Source organism: Prevotella sp. P3-122 (assembly GCF_002251365.1).
Taxonomy (GTDB): Bacteria; Bacteroidota; Bacteroidia; order Bacteroidales; family Bacteroidaceae; genus Prevotella.
The window spans coordinates 62,877-81,849 of record NZ_NPJH01000030.1; the positions used below are offsets into that span (position 1 = coordinate 62,877).

The 18,973-nt window shown below is 52.9% G+C and carries 14 protein-coding genes and 1 tRNA gene; 7 read left to right on the forward strand and 8 right to left on the reverse strand.

What is annotated here, in order from left to right:
• Window positions 1-18 precede the first annotated feature (18 nt).
• The 3 genes from CIL02_RS05840 to CIL02_RS05850 form a co-directional block, all read right to left on the reverse strand.
• Entirely contained in the window at window positions 19-639 is a 621-nt protein-coding gene (locus tag CIL02_RS05840; protein WP_094399851.1) for a DNA alkylation repair protein, read from the reverse strand.
• Window positions 640-700: 61 nt separating this feature from the next.
• A complete protein-coding gene (locus CIL02_RS05845; RefSeq protein ID WP_094399853.1) occupies window positions 701-2,677 on the reverse strand; it encodes a dihydrofolate reductase in 1,977 nt (658 codons plus the stop codon).
• Complete coding sequence (locus CIL02_RS05850; protein WP_094399855.1) at window positions 2,649-3,158, reverse strand: helix-turn-helix domain-containing protein; 510 nt, start codon at window positions 3,156-3,158, stop codon at window positions 2,649-2,651. The genes CIL02_RS05845 and CIL02_RS05850 overlap by 29 nt, the downstream gene beginning before the upstream one ends.
• A gap of 277 nt (window positions 3,159-3,435) precedes the next feature.
• Between CIL02_RS05850 and CIL02_RS05855 the strand changes: the two genes are divergently transcribed.
• The 5 genes from CIL02_RS05855 to CIL02_RS05875 all read left to right on the forward strand — a co-directional run bounded on the left by CIL02_RS05855 (window position 3,436) and on the right by CIL02_RS05875 (window position 11,462).
• Window positions 3,436-4,620 (forward strand): ectonucleotide pyrophosphatase/phosphodiesterase, encoded by a 1,185-nt coding sequence (locus tag CIL02_RS05855; RefSeq protein WP_094399857.1) that lies wholly within the window; start codon window positions 3,436-3,438, stop codon window positions 4,618-4,620.
• Window positions 4,621-4,652: 32 nt separating this feature from the next.
• Entirely contained in the window at window positions 4,653-5,876 is a 1,224-nt protein-coding gene (gene uxuA, locus CIL02_RS05860; RefSeq protein ID WP_094399859.1) for a mannonate dehydratase, read from the forward strand.
• 70 nt (window positions 5,877-5,946) lie between these two features.
• Window positions 5,947-6,762, forward strand: coding sequence for an SDR family oxidoreductase (locus CIL02_RS05865; protein WP_094399861.1), 816 nt, complete (start codon window positions 5,947-5,949; stop codon window positions 6,760-6,762).
• Window positions 6,763-6,789: 27 nt separating this feature from the next.
• Window positions 6,790-7,422 carry a SagB/ThcOx family dehydrogenase gene (locus tag CIL02_RS05870; protein ID WP_094399863.1) on the forward strand — a complete coding sequence of 211 codons (633 nt, stop codon included), beginning with the start codon at window positions 6,790-6,792 and terminating at the stop codon, window positions 7,420-7,422.
• Between the two features lie 50 nt (window positions 7,423-7,472).
• Window positions 7,473-11,462 carry an autotransporter-associated beta strand repeat-containing protein gene (locus CIL02_RS05875; protein ID WP_094399865.1) on the forward strand — a complete coding sequence of 1,330 codons (3,990 nt, stop codon included), beginning with the start codon at window positions 7,473-7,475 and terminating at the stop codon, window positions 11,460-11,462.
• Between the two features lie 372 nt (window positions 11,463-11,834).
• Here CIL02_RS05875 and CIL02_RS05880 read toward each other — a convergent pair.
• From CIL02_RS05880 to CIL02_RS05895, 4 genes are all read right to left on the reverse strand, one after another.
• Window positions 11,835-11,905: transfer RNA gene (locus CIL02_RS05880), tRNA-Cys, on the reverse strand.
• Window positions 11,906-11,937: 32 nt separating this feature from the next.
• Window positions 11,938-12,174, reverse strand: a complete 237-nt coding sequence (locus CIL02_RS05885; RefSeq protein ID WP_094399867.1) for a hypothetical protein — start codon at window positions 12,172-12,174, stop codon at window positions 11,938-11,940.
• A gap of 7 nt (window positions 12,175-12,181) precedes the next feature.
• Window positions 12,182-13,396, reverse strand: coding sequence for a DUF4861 domain-containing protein (locus CIL02_RS05890; protein ID WP_094399869.1), 1,215 nt, complete (start codon window positions 13,394-13,396; stop codon window positions 12,182-12,184).
• Between the two features lie 23 nt (window positions 13,397-13,419).
• Entirely contained in the window at window positions 13,420-15,624 is a 2,205-nt protein-coding gene (locus CIL02_RS05895; RefSeq protein ID WP_094399871.1) for a S9 family peptidase, read from the reverse strand.
• Window positions 15,625-15,735: 111 nt separating this feature from the next.
• On the opposite strand from CIL02_RS05895, the gene CIL02_RS05900 reads away from it, so the two are divergent.
• Entirely contained in the window at window positions 15,736-16,638 is a 903-nt protein-coding gene (locus CIL02_RS05900; protein ID WP_094399873.1) for a TIGR01212 family radical SAM protein, read from the forward strand.
• Here CIL02_RS05900 and CIL02_RS05905 read toward each other — a convergent pair.
• Window positions 16,606-17,424, reverse strand: coding sequence for a gliding motility protein GldB (locus CIL02_RS05905; protein ID WP_170935023.1), 819 nt, complete (start codon window positions 17,422-17,424; stop codon window positions 16,606-16,608). The genes CIL02_RS05900 and CIL02_RS05905 overlap by 33 nt on opposite strands.
• A 247-nt stretch (window positions 17,425-17,671) precedes the next feature.
• On the opposite strand from CIL02_RS05905, the gene CIL02_RS05910 reads away from it, so the two are divergent.
• The gene (locus tag CIL02_RS05910; RefSeq protein WP_094399875.1) at window positions 17,672-18,910 is read left to right on the forward strand and encodes a DUF4861 domain-containing protein; all 1,239 of its coding nucleotides are present in this window, start codon (window positions 17,672-17,674) and stop codon (window positions 18,908-18,910) included.
• Window positions 18,911-18,973: the final 63 nt, after the last annotated feature.

The following is an 18,973-nucleotide window of genomic DNA, read 5'->3' on the forward strand; positions in this document are numbered from 1 at the left end:
AGTGCGACAGGGTTTTTATTAAAAGAAGTCTATGCCAGCCTGCTGCAGTGCTTTTTGCGCTATGGCCTCATAGTCTTCTCCAAGTTCCGCAAAGCGGTTGGTGCAGTTCCATGCGGCATGTCTCACTCCCACGGAGGTTCCCAGCAATGCCGTGACGGCCTGGTCGAGAAACTCGTTGATGCCTCGCTCGTTGGGTTCCTGTCCCCTCATGAAGAGCCGTGACAGGATGCAGAAACCGCATATCTGACGGATGTCGTTATCGGAAGCCATCCAACGGTAGGCTATCTCGGGGGCGTAGCTGACATCTTTCAGCAGGTTGGCAGCAAGCATCTCGGCAAGCTCCTGCGACGTGGTCTGCTCAAGCCAGATGTCGGCGATCTCGGGCAGAAGCCTCTCGGCGGGCATTATCAGCGTGGCGAGTATCTTACATTCACGTATATCCTCTTTCCACAAGGATATGGCAAGGTCGTAGTCCTTGCCGTAGGTGGCGGCCATCTCACGGAGATGGACAAGGCTCACTCCCCAGTTCAGCTTATACCCCACTCCCTTCTCGCGCATGGAGTGGCTGGCAACGCCGTTCATGACTGTGCGGAACGAGCGTTTTATCGCCTTCAGTTTCTCGTTGGTTTCCTCTGTCATCAGTGATGAGTTATTAATGTGTTACGGTGGGTTCTGTTGTATTATGGTGTATGCGTGCAGCCTATAGGAACCCGTAATCGCGGCTGTATCTGAGCATCTGCTCGTGGTATGTCTCGGTATAGTCGGGCACTATGTTGGCGATTTCTCCGTCGGCCCCTATGACGGGCTTGAGCCAGGGGTTTAGAAATCCCTTGTAGGGTGCGATGTCCAGGAGGCGGTAGCGGCTTAGCACCTCGCTGTGCAGCTGTGCGTCAATGGCTATGCCGTAGGTCTCGACGAGGTTGCGGGCAGCGTCGTAGTCGCCCTCGCTCTTTATCCTCTGCACCTCTGCCAGCAACGTGGCAAACAGGCTTCGCAGGCGGGGATAGTCGGTTATCTGCACGTAGGTCTTCCCCTCACGTCTCACCATTCTTACCGCACCATCAGAATGCGCATATACCCAGCGGGCTATGAGGGCGCGGTTGCGCATGTGCGCCTCTTCGATGACGTCTCCCTCTTTTATGCGCACCAGCTGAGTCATCAGGCCGTTGAGCATATAAGTATAATAATGTGAGCGGTAGGCACCGGCATCGGGCAGCAGGCCGAGGTCGACGAGTTTCTGGTCGGCAATGTAGTATAGGCCGTAGAGGTCGGCACGCGCCTCCTCAATGGTGTTGCCGTAGGCCCTGAGAGCGTCGGCGCTCACGCCGGGCAACAGCTGGCCGCTGCCATGTCCGAGACACTCGTGTAGGTCGGTGTGGAGCTCGTCGCACAGGTCGCCATACTGGTTGATTATGTCGAGGGTCTCTCTGTCAATTACAAACTCCTCGAGCATGCCGTTGCCATGTGCGGCCTTGTTGTAGGCCTCCGTGATGTTGCCGATGGTTACGCTCTTCGAGCCGTGCTCGGCCCTTATCCAGTCGGCATTGGGAAGATTTATTCCTATGGCCGTGGAGGGGTATTCGTCGCCGCCGAGCATTGCCGCGCAAACGACATTTGCCGTCACGCCACGCACGGTGCTCTTCCTAAATCGGGGGTCAACGGGGGAATGGTCCTCGAACCATTGGGCATTGTCGCTGATGGCCCGTGTGCGGCGTGTGGCCTCCAAGTCCTTGTATTCAACGATGCCTTCCCAGGAGGCCTTTATGCCGAGAGGGTCGCCATAGACCTCGATGAAGCCGTTGATGAAGTCGACCATTCCCTCCTGCTCCTTGAGCCACTGGATGGAATATTCATCAAAAGTATGCAAATCGCCTGTCTCATAGTAGCTTATGAGCAAGGCTATAACATGTCTCTGCTGCTCGTTCTCAGCATGGTCTGCCGCCTTGCGAAGACAGCCGATGATGTGTCTTATGGCGGGGGAGTAGAGTCCGTTGGCCGTCCAGAGTTCTTCTCGCAGGACTCCGTCTGTCTTCACCAGCCGTGAGTTAAGCCCGAACGAAGGTGGTCTCTCTCCTGCCTGCTCCTTGAGCTTGCCATAATACTCCTCAACCTCGGCCTGGCTTACACCTATATAATAATTGCATGCTGAGGTCAATACGAGGTCTGCGCCTTCAGCCTTGTTGACGCGCTTGGGCAGGATGTCGGGGTTGAAGATTATAGGGACGAGTATGTCGAGCAAGGACTCTGCTGTCTCGCCATCGGCCAATGGCAGCAGTGACGGACTGATGCTGCTCAGGGCCTGGCGGAAGAAACGCTCAGTGAAGCCAGGGGTGAACTTCCCGCAACCATAATGGTGGTATATGCCGTTGGAGAACCATACTTGCTTGAGGTATGTCTCCATTGCCTGGAACTCAGCGTCGGCTCTGTCGCCGTCGTAGTGCTGGTATATGGCCTCAAGGGCTTTCCTGATACGCAGGTTATAAAAACCAAATTGGTCGGTAGTGATATCCCTACCGGCCAATGTTGCCTCACTCAGATAGTATATGTACTTCTTCTTCTGTAACGGCAGCTCGTCGAAACCATTCAGACGGTATCTGAGCATCTGTATGTCGGCAAAACGCTCGCCGCTATAGCAGAAGGAGTTGTCGTCATGCGTTGTTGTCTTGTGTTGTGTCATTTTTCGCTTTGTTTTTAGAGCCGGGCTTCCTGCCGCGCTTCTTTGGCTTCTCCAGCAGTGACGGATGCTGTGCGAGATGGTTCATCTTGTAGTCACGTGGGGTCATGCCGTTGATTTTGTAGAACGAGGCGTAGAAGGACTGCCTGTTAGCGAAGCCCACCATGTCAGAGATGTCCTCCATGTTCAGGTCCTGGTAACGCTTGTCCACAAGCAGCGTCATGGCTTCCTCTATGCGGAACTTATTGACGAAGGACGTGTAGTTGGTGTGGAACCTGACATTTACCACGGCAGAGATATAACGGGTGTTTGTCCCGAGGTCTTCTGCCAGCTTCTTGGCCGAATAATCCTTATCCTTATATTTCTTCTGAATAAGAATGATTTCAAGAATTTTCTCCTTAAGCTCGTCCATGAGCTTGGGGCTTACCAATGTGCGATAGGCTGCTTCTTTCTCTTTACGCTCTGTGATGTTGTACTTACCCATAGAAATGATTACTGATTAGTTCTTAGAATTTTTCGCAAAATTAAAGAAAAGATTTTATATAACCGAATTTTTGAGAAAAAAATATATTAAAAAAACTTAACCTCCCCTATAGTGCTCATTTTTTGGCTCTTCGGGAATGTTGAGTGGTGTTTGATAACTAAGTCCTGACCTCATAGGCTTGTTAAACGCCTCCTTTTCAAAAAAAATTGTTATATGCTTGTTTCTTTTGTTTTTTTAAGCTACCTTTGCAAACAAGAAAAAGACTAAGAACTGCATAATGAAGAAACTTGCATTTATTTATTTTTTGGCGTTGTCAGTATTCTGTACGGCAACGGCTCAGAAGCATTATACTGTGGTCATTTCCCTCGATGGCTACAGGTGGGACTATCCTGAATGGTACGACACTCCATTTATGGACATGATGGCCGACAAGGGCGTGAAGTCCGCTCTGATACCATCATACCCCTCGAAGACTTTCCCCAACCATTACTCAATAGTGACTGGCCTGTATCCCGACCATCACGGCATTGTCGCCAACAGCTTCCTTGACAGGACCACGGGCGAGAGCTTCTCGCTTGGAAATCCCGAACAGAAGATTAATCCCGTTTACTATGGAGGAGAACCCGTCTGGGTAACAGCGCAGAAACAGGGGCTGAGCACGGCCGTATTCTACTGGCCTGGGTCGGATGTCCGGATTGGCGGACAATATCCTAATACATATTATATGTATGACCGGAAACCGCGGCTGACCATAGAAGAAAGGCTCGACGGCGTAATAGGACAGCTGAGCCTGCCGGAAAGCCAGCGCCCGGACTTGATAATGGCGTATTACGAGCAACCGGACTCCTACGGCCATGAATATGGTCCGTTCAGCAAGAAGACAAGAAGTGTCATCGGACATATAGACTCCCTGCTGACGGATTTCCATGCGAAGTTAGTAAAATTACCGATTGCCGACAGGGTGAACCTGATAGTATTGGCTGACCATGGCATGAGCTGGGTTGGAGCCGGCAACAGCGTGAAGATTGCCAGCAGGCTCAGACCGGAATGGATAGAGAAAATAGACGGCAACCTGCCTGCCAACATCTATTGCCGTGACGGGTTTGCCGACTCGGTGGTCAACGCCCTGCAAGGACTTGACCACGCAAGGGTATGGAAAAAAGAGAATGTCCCGGCAAGGCTCAACTATGGCACCAACCAGAGAGTAGGAGAAGTAATCGTAGACCCGGACCTCGGATATATCATTGACGAGAGAGACTTGCCGGGAGGAGGCATGCACGGCTTCGACCCTGCCTGTCTTGACATGCACGCACTGTTCCGTGCAATGGGACCGGATTTCAAGCATGTCGAAATCCCGCACTTCAGGAACGTGGACATTTATCCGTTGCTATGCAGGCTGCTTGGCATAAAGCCTGCCGACAACGACGGATGCGTAGAGGAAATCGCAGAGATATTGAAATAACTCATACTAAAACATATCATACACACAGCAAAATGGAAAAAACATGGAGATGGTTTGGCAAGAATGACAAGATTACGCTTGCCATGCTCAGGGAAATAGGAGTAGAGGGTATTGTCACAGCCCTGCACGACGTGCCGAACGGAGAGATATGGACCAGGGAGAAGATACGCGACCTGCGTGAATATATCGAGAGCTACGGCATGCGATGGAGCGTCGTGGAGAGTCTTCCCGTTTCTGAGAGCATCAAATATGCCGGTCCGGACAGAGACCAGCTCATCGAGAACTACAAGCAGAGCCTGCGCAACCTCGCGGCAGAAGGCATCCACACCATCTGCTACAACTTCATGCCCGTGCTCGACTGGGCACGCACGGACCTTCTGCACCCCAATCCCAATGGCACGAGCAACCTCTATTTCAGCTTCGCACAGTTCGCCTATTTCGACATCTACATCCTGAAGCGCGAGAATGCGGAGCAGGACTGGAAGGCTATGGGCGAGAAAATGGACCGTGACATCGTTGGGGAGGCCGCCGCACTCAGGCAGACTATGACACCGGAGGACGACCACCAGCTGGTGGAGAACATCATCGTCAAGACCCAGGGCTTCGTAAGCGGAAACATCCGCGAGGAGGACGAGCATCCCGTGGAGCTGTTCAGGCAGCTGCTCTCGCTCTACAAGGGCATCACCAAAGACCAGCTGCGCGAGAACATGCGCTACTTCCTGTCGGCCATCATGCCCGTATGCGACGAGTGCGACATGTACATGTGCGTGCATCCCGACGACCCTCCATTCCAGATACTTGGCCTGCCACGCATCGTTACCTGCGACGAGGACATAGAGTGGTTCCTCAATGCCGTGGACAATCCTCATAACGGACTGACGTTCTGTGCTGGCTCCCTTTCTGCCGGAAAGCACAACGACATCACGGCTCTGGCAAGGAAGTACGCCGCCAGGACATGGTTCGTGCACATGCGCTCATGCCACATCTTCGACAATGGCGACTTCACTGAGGCCGGACACCTCGGGGGACGCGCTGACCTCATAGAGCTGGCAAGGATTTTCGAGAGCGTCAACCCACAGCTGCCAATGCGGGTGGACCATGGCATGACGATGCTTGGCGACGAGAACAGGGGATACAACGCCGGCTACTCCTTCCTTGGACGAATGTTCGCCATGGGACAGGTGCAGGGCATACTTGCGACGGTGGACAGAGAACTGGGAATAGAGTATAAGCAGCCAGTAAACTTCCGACAGTAACGGCTGATTATTGAAAAACAAGCGGTAACAAAAGACAGTCATTCATACCTACTAAGAATTTTATCAAACAATGAAACAGAATCTTTTCGACATTAACGGATATGTTGTAGTGATAACAGGCGGAACAGGAGTTCTCGGACGCACCATAGCAAAGTATCTTGCCGGACAGGGTGCCAAGGTGGCCATACTTGGACGCAAGGAAGACGTGGGCAACAGCATCGTAGAGGAAATCACCAATGCCGGAGGCGAGGCCTCGTTCTATAAGACGGACGTCATGAACAAGGAAACACTTGAGCAGAACCGTGCCGACATCCTGGCACGATACGGGAAGGTTGACACCCTGCTGAACGCTGCCGGAGGAAACATGAAGGGAGCGACCATCGGTCCCGACCAGAACTTCTTCGACCTCGACCCCGCCCAGTTCCAGACCGTCCTGAACCTTAATCTCACTGGCACCGTCATACCGACACAGGTTTTCCTGGAGCCTATTGTCAGCCAGGGCAAGGGCAGCATCATCAATTTCTCTTCCATGGCAGCCTTCCGCCCCATGACGCGCGTGTGCGGCTATGCGGCGGCCAAAGCCGGCATCTCCAATTTCACTGCTTACATGGCGCATGAGTGCGCAAGGAAATTCGGCGAGACCGTCAGGGTAAACGCCATTGCCCCAGGTTTCTTCATCACCGAGCAGAACAGGTCGCTGCTCACCAATCCCGACGGCACGTACACCGAGCGCGGCCAGGATGTCATCAGGCAGACTCCCTTCGGACGCATGGGCGACCCTGAGGAGCTTTGCGGCACCATCCACTACCTGATGAGCGACGCTGCGAAGTTCGTTACAGGCACGGTTGCCGTAGTTGACGGAGGCTTCAATATTTTCGCAATGTGACGTTTTACCTTATAAGACTATCATAATATGTTTAAATCAACATTCGCAATTGCGGCATCGGCCCTGATGATATCTTGCGCCAATGCTCAGGACATCGCACTCCCAGCCCCGTCGATGATTACGGAGATGACGTTGGGCGACGCCCTCAGCCACCGGCACTCCTCACGTGAGTTTGCAGAGACTGAAATCTCCGACTCCGTACTCTCACAGCTCCTTTGGGCCGCCTGCGGCATAAACCGTCCCGAAAGCAAGAAGATAACGGCACCCTCTGCCATCAACGCCCAGGACATAGTGGTTTATGTCGTACGCAAGGACGGAGCATACCGCTATTACCCGCAGCAGAACATACTTGTCAATGTTAGCGGCAAGGACCTGCGCAAGGCGGTGGCAGGCAGACAGGAGGCGGTGGCAGCAGCTCCGCTATGTCTCGTGCTCGCAAGCGACCACAAGAAGTTTGGCGACCACAAGAACGGCGCAGAGAGAATGGGATGTATAGACTCAGGATATGTTTCTGAGAACATTGCGCTAATGTGCACGGCCCTTGGCCTGAACACGGTGCCAAGAATGTCCATGGATTCCGAGATACTGAGAACAGAGCTGAAGCTGGATGCGGACACCGACCTGCTGCTGAACCATCCGGTAGGCTATGCTCCTAAGTAAGCGTGTATGAGGCGGAACATTTTATTTAAAAACAAAACTACTTTTTATCTATGAACTTTAAATCAAAGACTTTCCTGTTGGCCCTGTCCTTATGCGCCTTGTCGCATAGCACGACAGTGGCGCAACAGCTCGCCTTCCCTGAGGCTCAGGGATGGGGACGCTACGCAAAGGGTGCGAGGGCTGTGTCCTCACCCAAGGTGTACCACGTAACAAACCTCAACGACTCCGGTACGGGGTCGCTTCGCGATGCAGTGTCACAGAGTGGACGTATCGTAGTGTTTGACGTCTCGGGAGTTATCAAGATAAGCTCGCGCATAGTGTTCGCAAGCAACATCTATGTGGCAGGACAGACAGCGCCGGGCGAGGGCATCACCGTCTATGGCGACGGAGTGAGCTTCTCGGGCTCAACCAACATCATCTGCCGCTACCTGCGCGTGAGAATGGGACATGACGGCACGTCGGGCAAGGACTGCGCGGGCATCTCCAACGGCACGAACATGATCTTCGACCATTGCTCGTTCTCGTGGGGACTCGACGAGACATTCTCCATCAACCCCGACGGCAAGGGCGACATCGGCGACATCACCATCCAGAACACCATCATCGGCCAGGGACTTATGACCCACTCTGCGGGCGGTCTGATACAAGCCGACAATATCACCCTGTACAGAAACCTCTATTGCGACAACTCCACACGAAACAATAAGGTGAAGGGCATCAACCAGTTTGCCAACAACATAGTCTACAACTGGAAGAACGGCGCCTATATCATGGGAGGAGACTCCGAGGGTACCTCGTATGTCAACATACAGTCTAACCTCTTCATCAATGGTCCTTCGGGTGGCGGCGACGCCTTTACAGGCGCAAACGCCGACTTCCATTGCTATGCCGACGACAACTGGCAGGACAAGAATACCGACGGTGTCTACAATCCAACGTTGGTGACAAGCTACAGCGCGGCAACACGCGAGACCACACCTTATCCTTATCCCGAGCTCGACTTGTGGAATGGCAAGGAGCTTATCGAGAAGAGCCTGCCCGAGGTGGGTGCCTCACTGCCCTACCGCGACCAGTCCGACTGCTACATGATAGACGAGGTGATGTCGTTCGGAAAGAAAGGCAATCTCATCACCTACGAGACTGCACTCCCCATAGGAGCTCCAGACACGTGGAAGTGGTGGGCAGGCACCAAGGCTGCCGATGCTGACAACGACGGCATGCCCGACTGGTGGGAGACCGAGAACGGCACCAACCCCGCTGCCGACGATGCCTGCACAGTGGCTGCCAACGGCTATCTGAACATAGAGAACTACATCAACTCCATCAGCCTCTCGCGGCGCGAGTTCTTCCTCAGACAGCCAATAACGCCTGCTCAGAAGTCGGCTACTACCACTACCATGACCATAGAATGGCGCGACTACACAGAGGGCGAGGAGGGTTTTGCCCTTGAGGTCTCTGCTGACGGCACATGGTCAGAGGTTGGCCGTACGGAGGCAAACCAGACCGAGTACACCATTACCGGGCTGACCCCCGGAACGGCATATCAGATTAGGCTGAGGGCATTCGGGCACAATGGTGCTGACGAGGCATTCTCCGACTATACCGACGTGTGCTCTTTCCTCACACGCCCGTTAGAGGTTGGCATGGTCGACATCGACACCTACGAGCCTGATGTTACTAATACTAAGGAAGTGGCAGAGGGACAGAAACTGCTGCTTACAGCCGGCAAGGGCACCAACTACATGTACACTCTGCTCAACGAGATTGCGCCAGCAAGCGTAGTCGTCAAGGGCGAGGGTACCGTTACCATAAGCGGAAGCGCAATCAAGGGAGAGGGCACGTCCGTCAACAGGGATGGCGACGGCAAGCTCGTGCTCAACAACCAGAACTCCTATACAGGAGCTACCGTAACCCATGGCGGCACCATCGACTTCGCCACCATAGCCAACGGCGGACAGCCGTCATCGCTCGGTGCCTCGCAGTCGTTTGCCCAGAACTGGGTATTCGATGGCGGCACATTCAACTACATAGGCGAGAGCGCATCCTCCGACCGTTCGGCCCGGATACTTCGCGATGCCACACTGTCTGTAGCAGAGCCGACGACAACACTCTCCATGAACGGAGTCTTCGAGGGCGATGGCTCGCTCACCATTGGTGGCGAGGGCACCGTGTCTGTTGCCGACGCCGGCTTCTTTGGCTACAGTGGCGCTACACGCCTGAAGAGCGGAAAGCTATACCTCAGCGACACGGAGAAGGCCTGCAAAGCCTTTGGCTCATCAGGGAAGAAAATAATCCTCGACGGCGGTACCATGCAGTTTGCCTACAAGAACGAAGACTATCAGACGCTGAGCTTCCCCGTGGAGGTGGAGGACGAGTCTGAGGGAACGCTCGCATTGCCGTCACATTGCTATTTCCGCTCAATAGTTACCGGCAACGGCATCCTGCATCTCGACATCCCCTACCTGAGGTCTTACCTCAAGCCAAACCTGTCGCTGTTTACAGGAAAGATTATCGGCAACGGAACAAAGAGCGGCACCATACTACTGCACGAGACACAATGGAGCGCACCAAGGGTACGGTTCGAGCTGAAGGGAGGCATCACCATGGTGGCATGGACAACCAACGCCACAAATGTCATCGGCGGACTCTCTGGCGACGCAGGTACATTCCTCGGAGGCTCAAGCAAGCAGACCAAGGGCTTCACATGCTTATGGCAGGTGGGCGGCGCAAATAGCGACGAGACCTTCAACGGAGTCATCAACGACCTCCCGGCAGGACTCAACAGCGCATATTCGGGTACAGTGTCTATCACCAAGGAGGGAACCGGCCTGTGGCGACTGACTGGCAAGAACGTATACAGCGGAACAACCATCGTCAGCGCCGGCACGCTCGTAGTAAACGGAACACATACGGGCACGGGAGCAGTAAGCGTGCTCGGTGGTGCAACCCTGAAGGGCAAGGGCTCGCTCAAGGGAAAGGTAACGGTAAACAATGGCGGCATACTATGTCCCGGTGACACGCTTGTCGACAACAGCAGCATCACCCTGAACGGTGGCGTGACCTTCAATACCGGAAGCACACTGCTCATCCCCGTGGCAGAGAATGGCGAGGAAGCTGTCAGAATAAACGCCGTAAGGGTGAACGGCAACGTGAACATCAGCCAGGGAGCAAACCTTGAGCTCGACCTCACACGTGCAACTAAGCATCAGTTCAGAAGGGGCGATGCCATACCAGTATTCACAAACTCTACCATCGAGACGGGCTCAGGCTCGTTCAACATCATTCCACAGACACCGGGTGAGGGACTGGAATGGGAAACCTCTACCCTACTCGTCGACGGTATGCTCCGCGTGAAGAACGAAGGAGAAATCTATGAGGGCGGAGCCATAACAACGCAGGTCTATGATGCTCCCCTTGAGCACACGGCCAGCTCTCAGGGTGGTGCCAACGAATATGGCAAGTTCCTTGACAGCGAGACACACTACTACAACAACTGGGGTTCGGGCACGTCATGGTACGCACAGGCTTATTCGCAGTTCACGCTCAACATTCCGGCCGGCGAGGAGGTTACCAAGGCCGAATACACAGTATATGTTAACTGCTCGCGCGGAACGAGGACATTCGACATCTGCTACATGCCGGCAGGCACGCCGCGTATAACATCTGCTGATGACATACCCGAGCTTACAGCCAAGGTCGGAACCCAGCTGGCCACATACAGTGACATCACGACAACGTATGCTGCCAAGACAGTGGAATGTACTGATGCCGTGAACGAAATGCTCGCCGCAGGACAGGACTACATCCTGTTCATCATGTCCAATGGTGCCGCCGGTGGCAACATCTACGGCAAGGGCTCTGCCACCTATGCACCGAAACTTACCATAACGACACGGCGCGACCCGACGGGCATCGAGGATGTCACAACCACACGTCCTGCCACGTCCGGCGACATCTACGACCTCAGTGGCCGAAAACTGTCATCTGTATCAGCCGCCAAGGGTATATACATACGAAACGGAAAGAAGTACGTGAGATAAAACGTCAGCATCTTGTTTCAATATAACTAAAAACGGGCAGTACAACCATCCGAGGTCGTACTGCCCGTAACTAAATCTGAAGGTTGCTCTATACATTTGTCAATTCATCTTCGTGCTGATACGAGGTTTCATCCCCTTACGCTTGTGATAGTACATACGTGAGATTAGTGTTTTATTCTCATCTTCAAACTCGTACAATCGAAAGAGAATCTGGTACTTAAATAGTAAAGATTAGCATCTGCCTACGCAAAGCATTGCCTTCATTTAGGAGTACCATCCCCATGTTTTTTTCCACTGTGCCAAAATGAATGCATAAGAAAGAGGAGGCAAAATAGAATAAAAAAAGTCAGCTCAAAATAGAGCTGACCTTAGAGGTACCTGGCGGAGTCGAACCGCCCTGAACGGTTTTGCAGACCGGTACCTAACCGCTCGGACAAGGTACCCTTTGTTTTAATGCGGTGCAAAGGTAGTGGTTTTATTTTATTCCACCAAATTTTTCATCTTCTTTTTTTTGATAACAGTGCGGTTTTCCTGTGACGGCGTGGTTTCCGCAGCAGTCGTCGGCCTTATGCGCACAGCCCTCGGCCTTATGCGCACAGCCATGGCATCCGTCGCATGGACTTGCCTTGCCCCTGACGAGCAAGTAGATTTTCCATGCGGCGCAGGCCACGGCTGCTGTTATGATAATCGCTGATATGATATACTGCCACATAAGGATATTACTCTACTGTCACTACGAGCGGCATGTCGAGGGCGTTGAGGAAGCCGTCGATGCGCACCTGCCACTCATCCTGATTGCGTACGTCGTACTCACTCCATGCGCTGCCGAAATAATAAGTGTACTTCTGGTCGGCCTTGATGTCCTTAATGATGCCAAGGGCATGTCCGGCGATGGCACCCTCGGGCTTGTCGTAGAAAAGCTTCCTGCACTTGGCGCCATCGGGGAACAGGGCTGCCACGTAGAGCTGAAAACCGTGACGCTCGGGCTGGTCGGTGGGGTCGGCATACTGTACGTAGTTCTTCCCTATGACCATGCTCTCTGTGTCGGCGGTATGGACTACAACCCCGGAGGCAAGGTTGCATGGCGAGGTGAGTCCAGAGTACCATACGGTCATCTTGTTGAAGTTGGATCCTTTGTCGAGGCTTATGATACGGTGCTCTACAACATTCTCGTCGTTCTTAATCTTCACGGGGTTGTATGTAAGCTCCACGGTGAAGCGCAGGGGACCGTTGTCGACGATGCGGTATTTCCTGTAGCAGTATGGGAAGATGAGCTTGTCGCCGTCCATGAGTGCGGGCGTACCGCATCCGAGCGACGGTCCCACGCCGTAGCAGTCGAGACCCTTTCCGTGGTCGAGATGGAATGATGTATGGAGGTCTATCCACTCGTCCTTCCGTCCGTTCTTGCCAATCTCGTAGCCGCGCACGTTGCCCTCGTAGTCCTTGTAATAACGCTCTGGCACGTTCAGGTCAGGACTGTTTTTGGTCCATACGTCGATGCCGAAGGAGCGCTCGCCTGACTTCTGCAGTTGCGGCCCGTATACACGGTAGGCCCCACGGTCGTTCTCCCATGCGATGTCGTCCTTGCGTAGGGGGTACATCTTTCCCTCCACCCACGAGCGCATGGGCTCGGGATTGCCGGGAGTGATGGTGAAGACCGTCTTGCCGCATGGCTTCACAGCCGCGTCGATAAGCAGCTTGCCATCGTAGGTTATCTGATAGGCCACCTGCTGGCGCATGGCGTTCTTGACGATGATGTTCTGTCCCTCGGCGATGCCAAGTTTCTGATAAACCGTCCGGGCGTCAATCTCAACAAGTTCCTGACGCTGTGTTTTCTGTTCGTTGGTGACTGTCACCTTGACATCGGCTGCCAGGGCGGAGGCTGGCATGAGGAGCGCGAGGGCTGCAAGGCAGGTCTGATGTAATAGTTTCATAGTTGCAATATGGTTTTTAGTTGTTAGTTCTTTAGGTGCTCGTCAAACCACTGTGTAATCTGGCGGAGGAGGTGCTTGCGGGTGTTGCCGCCATAGATGCTGTGGTTGCGGTTGGTGTAGATATTCTCCTTGAAGTCCTTGTCAGCCTGGACGAGAGCCTCGGAGTACTCGAAGGTGTTCTGCGGGTGAACGTTGTCGTCGGCCAGTCCGTGACAGAGGAGCAGTGCGCCAGAGAGGTTGTTGACACGTGAGAAGGCGTTGTCGTCATATCCCTCCGGGTTCTCATTAGGAGTGCGCATGTAGCGCTCTGTATAGATGGTATCGTAGAAGCGGTAAGAGGTTGGAGGAGCCACTGCCACTCCGGCCTTGAATACCTGCCGTCCCTCGCTCATGCTCATAATGGTGCAATAGCCTCCGTAGCTCCATCCCCAAATGCCTATGTTGTCCTTGTCGACATACGGAAGTGTGCCAAGGTATAGTGCCGTCTCCACCTGGTCGCGTGCTTCGAGGTTTCCAAGATGCAGGTATGTGCACTTCTCGAAGTCAGCTCCTCGTCCGCCAGTGCCGCGTCCGTCAACGCACACTACGATATATCCCTGCTGGGCAAGGTACATATCGTAGGCACCACCCTGCCCCATCGAGCCGGCGTTCCATGAGTTCATCACCTGCTGGTTGCCCGGTCCGCTGTATTGGAACATGATGACTGGATATTTGCGTGAGGGGTCGAAATTGGCCGGCTTTACCATCCATCCGTCGAGGGTTACGCCCTCGGAAGTGGTGAACGAGAAAGTCTCCTTCTTCGTCCATCCATAGTCGGCAATTTTCTTCTTCAGCTCAGCGTTGTCGAGGTTGGTGGCTATCACCTTTCCCTGGTTATCGCGCGTACTATATATATAAGGGGTGTCATAGTCGCTCCAAGTATTGACGAAATACCTGAAGTCGCCCGAGAATACGGCATAGTTGCATCCCTCCTTGTCGGTGAGTCTCTGAGTCTTTCCGTTCTTGTGGCTGACGTATATCTGCCTGTCGTGCGGGTTGAGTGCTGCCGCCTGGTAATAGATGTCGCCCGTCTTGCTGTCGTAACCGTAGATGGCCGTTATGTCAAAGTCACCACCTACAACCCTCTGCTGGCGGCCGTTGATGTCGTAGAGATATATGCGCATGAAGCCGTCGCGGTCGCTCGGCATGAGGATATGGTCGGGACCGATGGTTACGGCTGCCACCACCTCTTCCTTGATATACTTGCTAACCTTGTCCTGCAAGAGCATCTGGCTGACGGTAGAGCGCGGGTTGACGGTGTAGAGCGTGAGCACGTCCTGGTGGCGGTTCATGGTATAGACAACCATCTTCTCCGGGTCGCTGGTGCGCTTGATGCGCGGTATATATCCGTCCTCATCGAGCGGTACCTGCATCTTCTGCGTTTTCTTGGTCTTGATGTCGAAGCTCCATACCGACACCTTTGCGTTGTCCTCGCCTGCCTTGGGGTACTTGTAGCTGTAGTCGCCGGGATAGACCTCGTATTCGTCCTTGGAGGGTTTCATGCCGCGGAACATCTGCAAGGAGTATGTCTTTACGTTGCTCTCGTCGAACTTCGTCCAGAAGAGCATTGTGCCGTCGGCATTGAACTCAAGGGCGGAGTTGTAGGAGAACTCCTCCTCGTTCACCCAGTCGGGTATTCCGTTGATGACATGGTTGAACTTGCCATCGGTGGTCACCTGGCTCTCGCTATTGTCGTAGAGCAGCTTGACGAGGAAGATGTTGTTGTCGCGTACGAATGCCACCTGGTTGCCGTCGGGCGACCATACGGGTACCTGCTGCGGGCCTCCGTCGGAGAGACGCTGCAACAGGTGGCTCTGCATGTTGTAGATATAGAATACCGCCTTGTAGGAGCGGCGGTATACAGGCTCCGTCTGTGTGCGTATGAGCATGCGCTTGCCGTCGGGAGAGAGTATGTAGCCGTCGAAGGCGTCGATTTTCTCGCCAACGGTGTTGCTGACGTCGAAGAGCACGGCGGTCTGCTTGCCCGTGCGGAACGAATACTGCACAATCTGTTTCCCGTCCTGCGAGATCTGCGCATACTGGTCGGTGCCTTTCAGAGGGTCTATGCCGCTGATGCGCTTAGCCGCGAAAGTACCGTCGGTAACCGACTTCAGGTCTATCTTGCCGGCTGCCATGACAGACGATGTGGCCATAAGCATAATAGAACAAAAAATGAATAGTTTCCTCATATATGATTAATTATTTTAAGTTTCAGGCAAATATAGCGCAAAGTTAAACAAAAATCCGTAACTTTGCAAGAAAAGAGGACAATGATTGTCCCGATTAACTCACATTAAAACATGGCAGAACCATACTACGACTTTGGCACATGGATAAGGAGCCGCTTCCAGTTCAGGGTACAGAAACTGTCTGTCGACGCCGGGTTCTCCTGTCCGAACAGAGACGGAAGGATATCGACGGGCGGCTGCACGTTCTGTGACAACCGCACTTTCAACCCCGCATACTGCAACAGCAGCAAAAGCGTCACGGAGCAGCTGGAGGACGGGAAGGCATTCTTTGCAAGGAAATATCCGGACATGAAATATCTGGCCTACTTTCAGGCTTACACCAACACCTATGCCGGGATAGACCGCCTGAAATCACTGTACGGCGAAGCGCTGTCTGTCGACGGCATCGTAGGCATCGTCATCGGCACACGTCCCGATTGCATCGACGACTCCCTACTCGACTATCTTTCTGACTTGAGCAGGGAAACCTTCGTGATGGTGGAATATGGCATAGAGTCGGCCAATGACGAGACGCTGAGAAGGATAAACCGAGGACACACCTTCGAGTGCAGCAGGCAGGCCATCGAGAAGACGCACGAAAGGGGCATTTTGACGGGGGGACATATCATACTGGGACTGCCGGGCGAGGATGCCGGCGAGAGCCTGAGGCAGGCACCGATAATATCGGCCTTGCCACTCGACGTGCTGAAAATCCATCAGATGCAGGTAATAAAAGGCACACGGCTTGCGGAGGAATACGCAAGAAACCCGTTTCATGTGTATAGCGTAGAGGAATACCTCGACCTAATAACGAAATATATCAGGCTGCTGCGCAGAGACCTCGTACTGGAACGGTTTGTCAGCCAGTCGCCACCCGAGCTGCTGATAGCTCCTAAGTGGGGACTGAAGAACTACGAGTTCACAAACCTGCTGAGAAACCGCCTACTTGCCTCCGCGGACAGTGGGGAAGTGTGAATAGTCATCATCGGCAAGAAGATCAGAAACCTCAAGGCGGTGTTTCTGAACGTAGCGGCCAACGGCATGAACGTAGGGGGTGTCAAAGAATGTCTCTCCCAACGCCTTGTTGACTACCCACATGACCTTGCCCATGTGCAGGTCCTTCTCTATCTGCGTGCGGCTGTCGTAATTGTCCATCGGATAGATGCTGAGAAGGTAGAAGGCAAGGCTTTCGGGAACGATATACTTCCTGGTCATACTCTTGCGCTGGTCGGCCGTGTAGTATTTCTGATAAAGAGGATAGTCTGCCCCCATATACTTGTCGAGCGAGATACCAATCATCTTCTCGCCTATGACGATGCTCTGGTCCAGAGCACCTATCTGTGCGTATATATTGGGGACCGGAAGGTTGGGAAGCAACTCGGTAAGCTTGTCAAACGACTTGCGGAACCGCATGTTTATGTCGTTCATGTTGGCGTATTCCGCCTCCACGTCGGCTATGAGTGTCTGCAAGACGGAGTCCTGATAGAAACGCAGAAAACGAGTGCTGATGTCGGGGTCGCTTACCTCTCCGAGCCTGAGCATCTTCTCCACGAGAGTCCTCGTCTCAATGGGATAGTCCATGTTCATCTGCTGCAAGGCCGAGAAGTCACCCGTTGTGAGATACCTGCTCTCAAGCCTGTCATAACGAGAAACCTCGATGAGTGAGTACTCATCGTTGTCGTCATAGGGCTTGAGCTTCAGCTCACATGCCGAACAGAGGAATATGACGGAAAACAATATGTAGAATATTTTTCGTGGCAACTTACAGTAACTGGTTTTTTTGTCTATTATATATTATATAATGTATCCTGTTGCAAAAGTACTAAAAAATATTGTAAACAGCAAACTATAGGCTAAAAATATTAAAAAAAATGGCACGAAAGCATAAATTAAGTTTATTTTATTGAAATATTGATTAATAATGTCTTGTTGAAATTGATTTCTACGGGAAAACCATTAACTTTGTGATATTATCTGTTGAACAACAAAGTATATATCAAAACAAACTATGAGAAGAAAAACTATATGCCTGTCTATCTCTATGATGGCAGCAGCTGTTGCTTTTGCGCAACAAACGGTAACGGTGACATTGAAGAACAATCTGAAATGCGAGCTTAATGATGTTCCCGCAACAGTAAGCCTGAAAGAATGGCCGGACACCAAGTCGGCGACTGTTGTCGCTGACGGCAAGGAGATACCATACCAGATAGACGACCTCGACAAAGACGGCAACGCCGACGAGCTGTGTTTCCTCACCAACCTCAAGGGACGGGAGACAAAGACTGTGACAGTTACTCTCAGCGACAAGACGCAGGCAAGGGAATGGACTCCGAGGACCTTTGCGGAGATAGTGTTGCGCAACCCGTCAGTGAAGGAGAAGAACAAGCACGATATATACCTGTCGTCTATAACCATCGACAAGAGAACCACCAACCCCTACAATGTCCTGCACCACCACGGCGTGGCCTTCGAGAGCGATCTGATAGGAATGAGGATATACATGGACAAAAGACAGACCATAGACCTGTATGGCAAATTCCACAAGGGACTGGAGATAGAGCAAACGCAGTTCTATACTACAAAAGAACAGAAGGCGCAGGGATTTGGTGACGACGTGCTGTGGGTGGGCAACACCTTCGGGCTCGGCGCATTACGCGGATGGGACGGCAAGGCTCCGGCCATGCTCGAGGACGTGGAGCGCAGAACTCAGAGGATTGTCGCTACCGGACCTCTGAGAACTATCGTGGAGGTTGAGGACAACGGATGGACCATCAGAAAAGGCGACCGCCCGGTGAATGCTACGATAAGATACACGCTCTATGCCGGGCACCGTGACTTCGACGTTGACGTCACGTTCAACAGAAACGTGGAGGAATACGATTTCTCTACTGGCATCATCAATGTAAAGAACTCCGTTGAGCTGACCGACAGAAAAGGACTCAGAGGATGCTGGGGCACCGACTGGCCAGCGGGAACCAAGGACACCATAAACTGGAAACGAGAGACCGTGGGACTGGGAATATACGTGCCCGACGAATACCGCAAGCAGGAAATCCCGGCCAACAAAGACAACTACGCATACGTCATTGGATGCAAGGACAACCGCCTCCACTACTCGCTCACATACACAAGCGACAACGAGGATTTCGGCTACCACAGCGACAAGGAATGGTTCGGCTTCCTGAAAGAATGGAAGAAACAAAAACAAAACCCCGTCACAATACATATAAATCAGGGTTCGCTATAATGAAACTAATAGAGCATGACTATCTTCGCCACACATTATTTATACTGAGTTCATACCTTTATA

What these genes read in the sequence shown, in the direction of transcription:
- CIL02_RS05840 (WP_094399851.1), bottom strand. Translation starts at nt 639, where the DNA reads ATGACAGAGGAAACCAACGAGAAACTGAAGGCGATAAAACGCTCGTTC.
- CIL02_RS05845 (WP_094399853.1), bottom strand. Translation starts at nt 2,677, where the DNA reads ATGACACAACACAAGACAACAACGCATGACGACAACTCCTTCTGCTAT.
- CIL02_RS05850 (WP_094399855.1), bottom strand. Translation starts at nt 3,158, where the DNA reads ATGGGTAAGTACAACATCACAGAGCGTAAAGAGAAAGAAGCAGCCTAT.
- CIL02_RS05855 (WP_094399857.1), top strand. Translation starts at nt 3,436, where the DNA reads ATGAAGAAACTTGCATTTATTTATTTTTTGGCGTTGTCAGTATTCTGT.
- uxuA (WP_094399859.1), top strand. Translation starts at nt 4,653, where the DNA reads ATGGAAAAAACATGGAGATGGTTTGGCAAGAATGACAAGATTACGCTT.
- CIL02_RS05865 (WP_094399861.1), top strand. Translation starts at nt 5,947, where the DNA reads ATGAAACAGAATCTTTTCGACATTAACGGATATGTTGTAGTGATAACA.
- CIL02_RS05870 (WP_094399863.1), top strand. Translation starts at nt 6,790, where the DNA reads ATGTTTAAATCAACATTCGCAATTGCGGCATCGGCCCTGATGATATCT.
- CIL02_RS05875 (WP_094399865.1), top strand. Translation starts at nt 7,473, where the DNA reads ATGAACTTTAAATCAAAGACTTTCCTGTTGGCCCTGTCCTTATGCGCC.
- CIL02_RS05885 (WP_094399867.1), bottom strand. Translation starts at nt 12,174, where the DNA reads ATGTGGCAGTATATCATATCAGCGATTATCATAACAGCAGCCGTGGCC.
- CIL02_RS05890 (WP_094399869.1), bottom strand. Translation starts at nt 13,396, where the DNA reads ATGAAACTATTACATCAGACCTGCCTTGCAGCCCTCGCGCTCCTCATG.
- CIL02_RS05895 (WP_094399871.1), bottom strand. Translation starts at nt 15,624, where the DNA reads ATGAGGAAACTATTCATTTTTTGTTCTATTATGCTTATGGCCACATCG.
- CIL02_RS05900 (WP_094399873.1), top strand. Translation starts at nt 15,736, where the DNA reads ATGGCAGAACCATACTACGACTTTGGCACATGGATAAGGAGCCGCTTC.
- CIL02_RS05910 (WP_094399875.1), top strand. Translation starts at nt 17,672, where the DNA reads ATGAGAAGAAAAACTATATGCCTGTCTATCTCTATGATGGCAGCAGCT.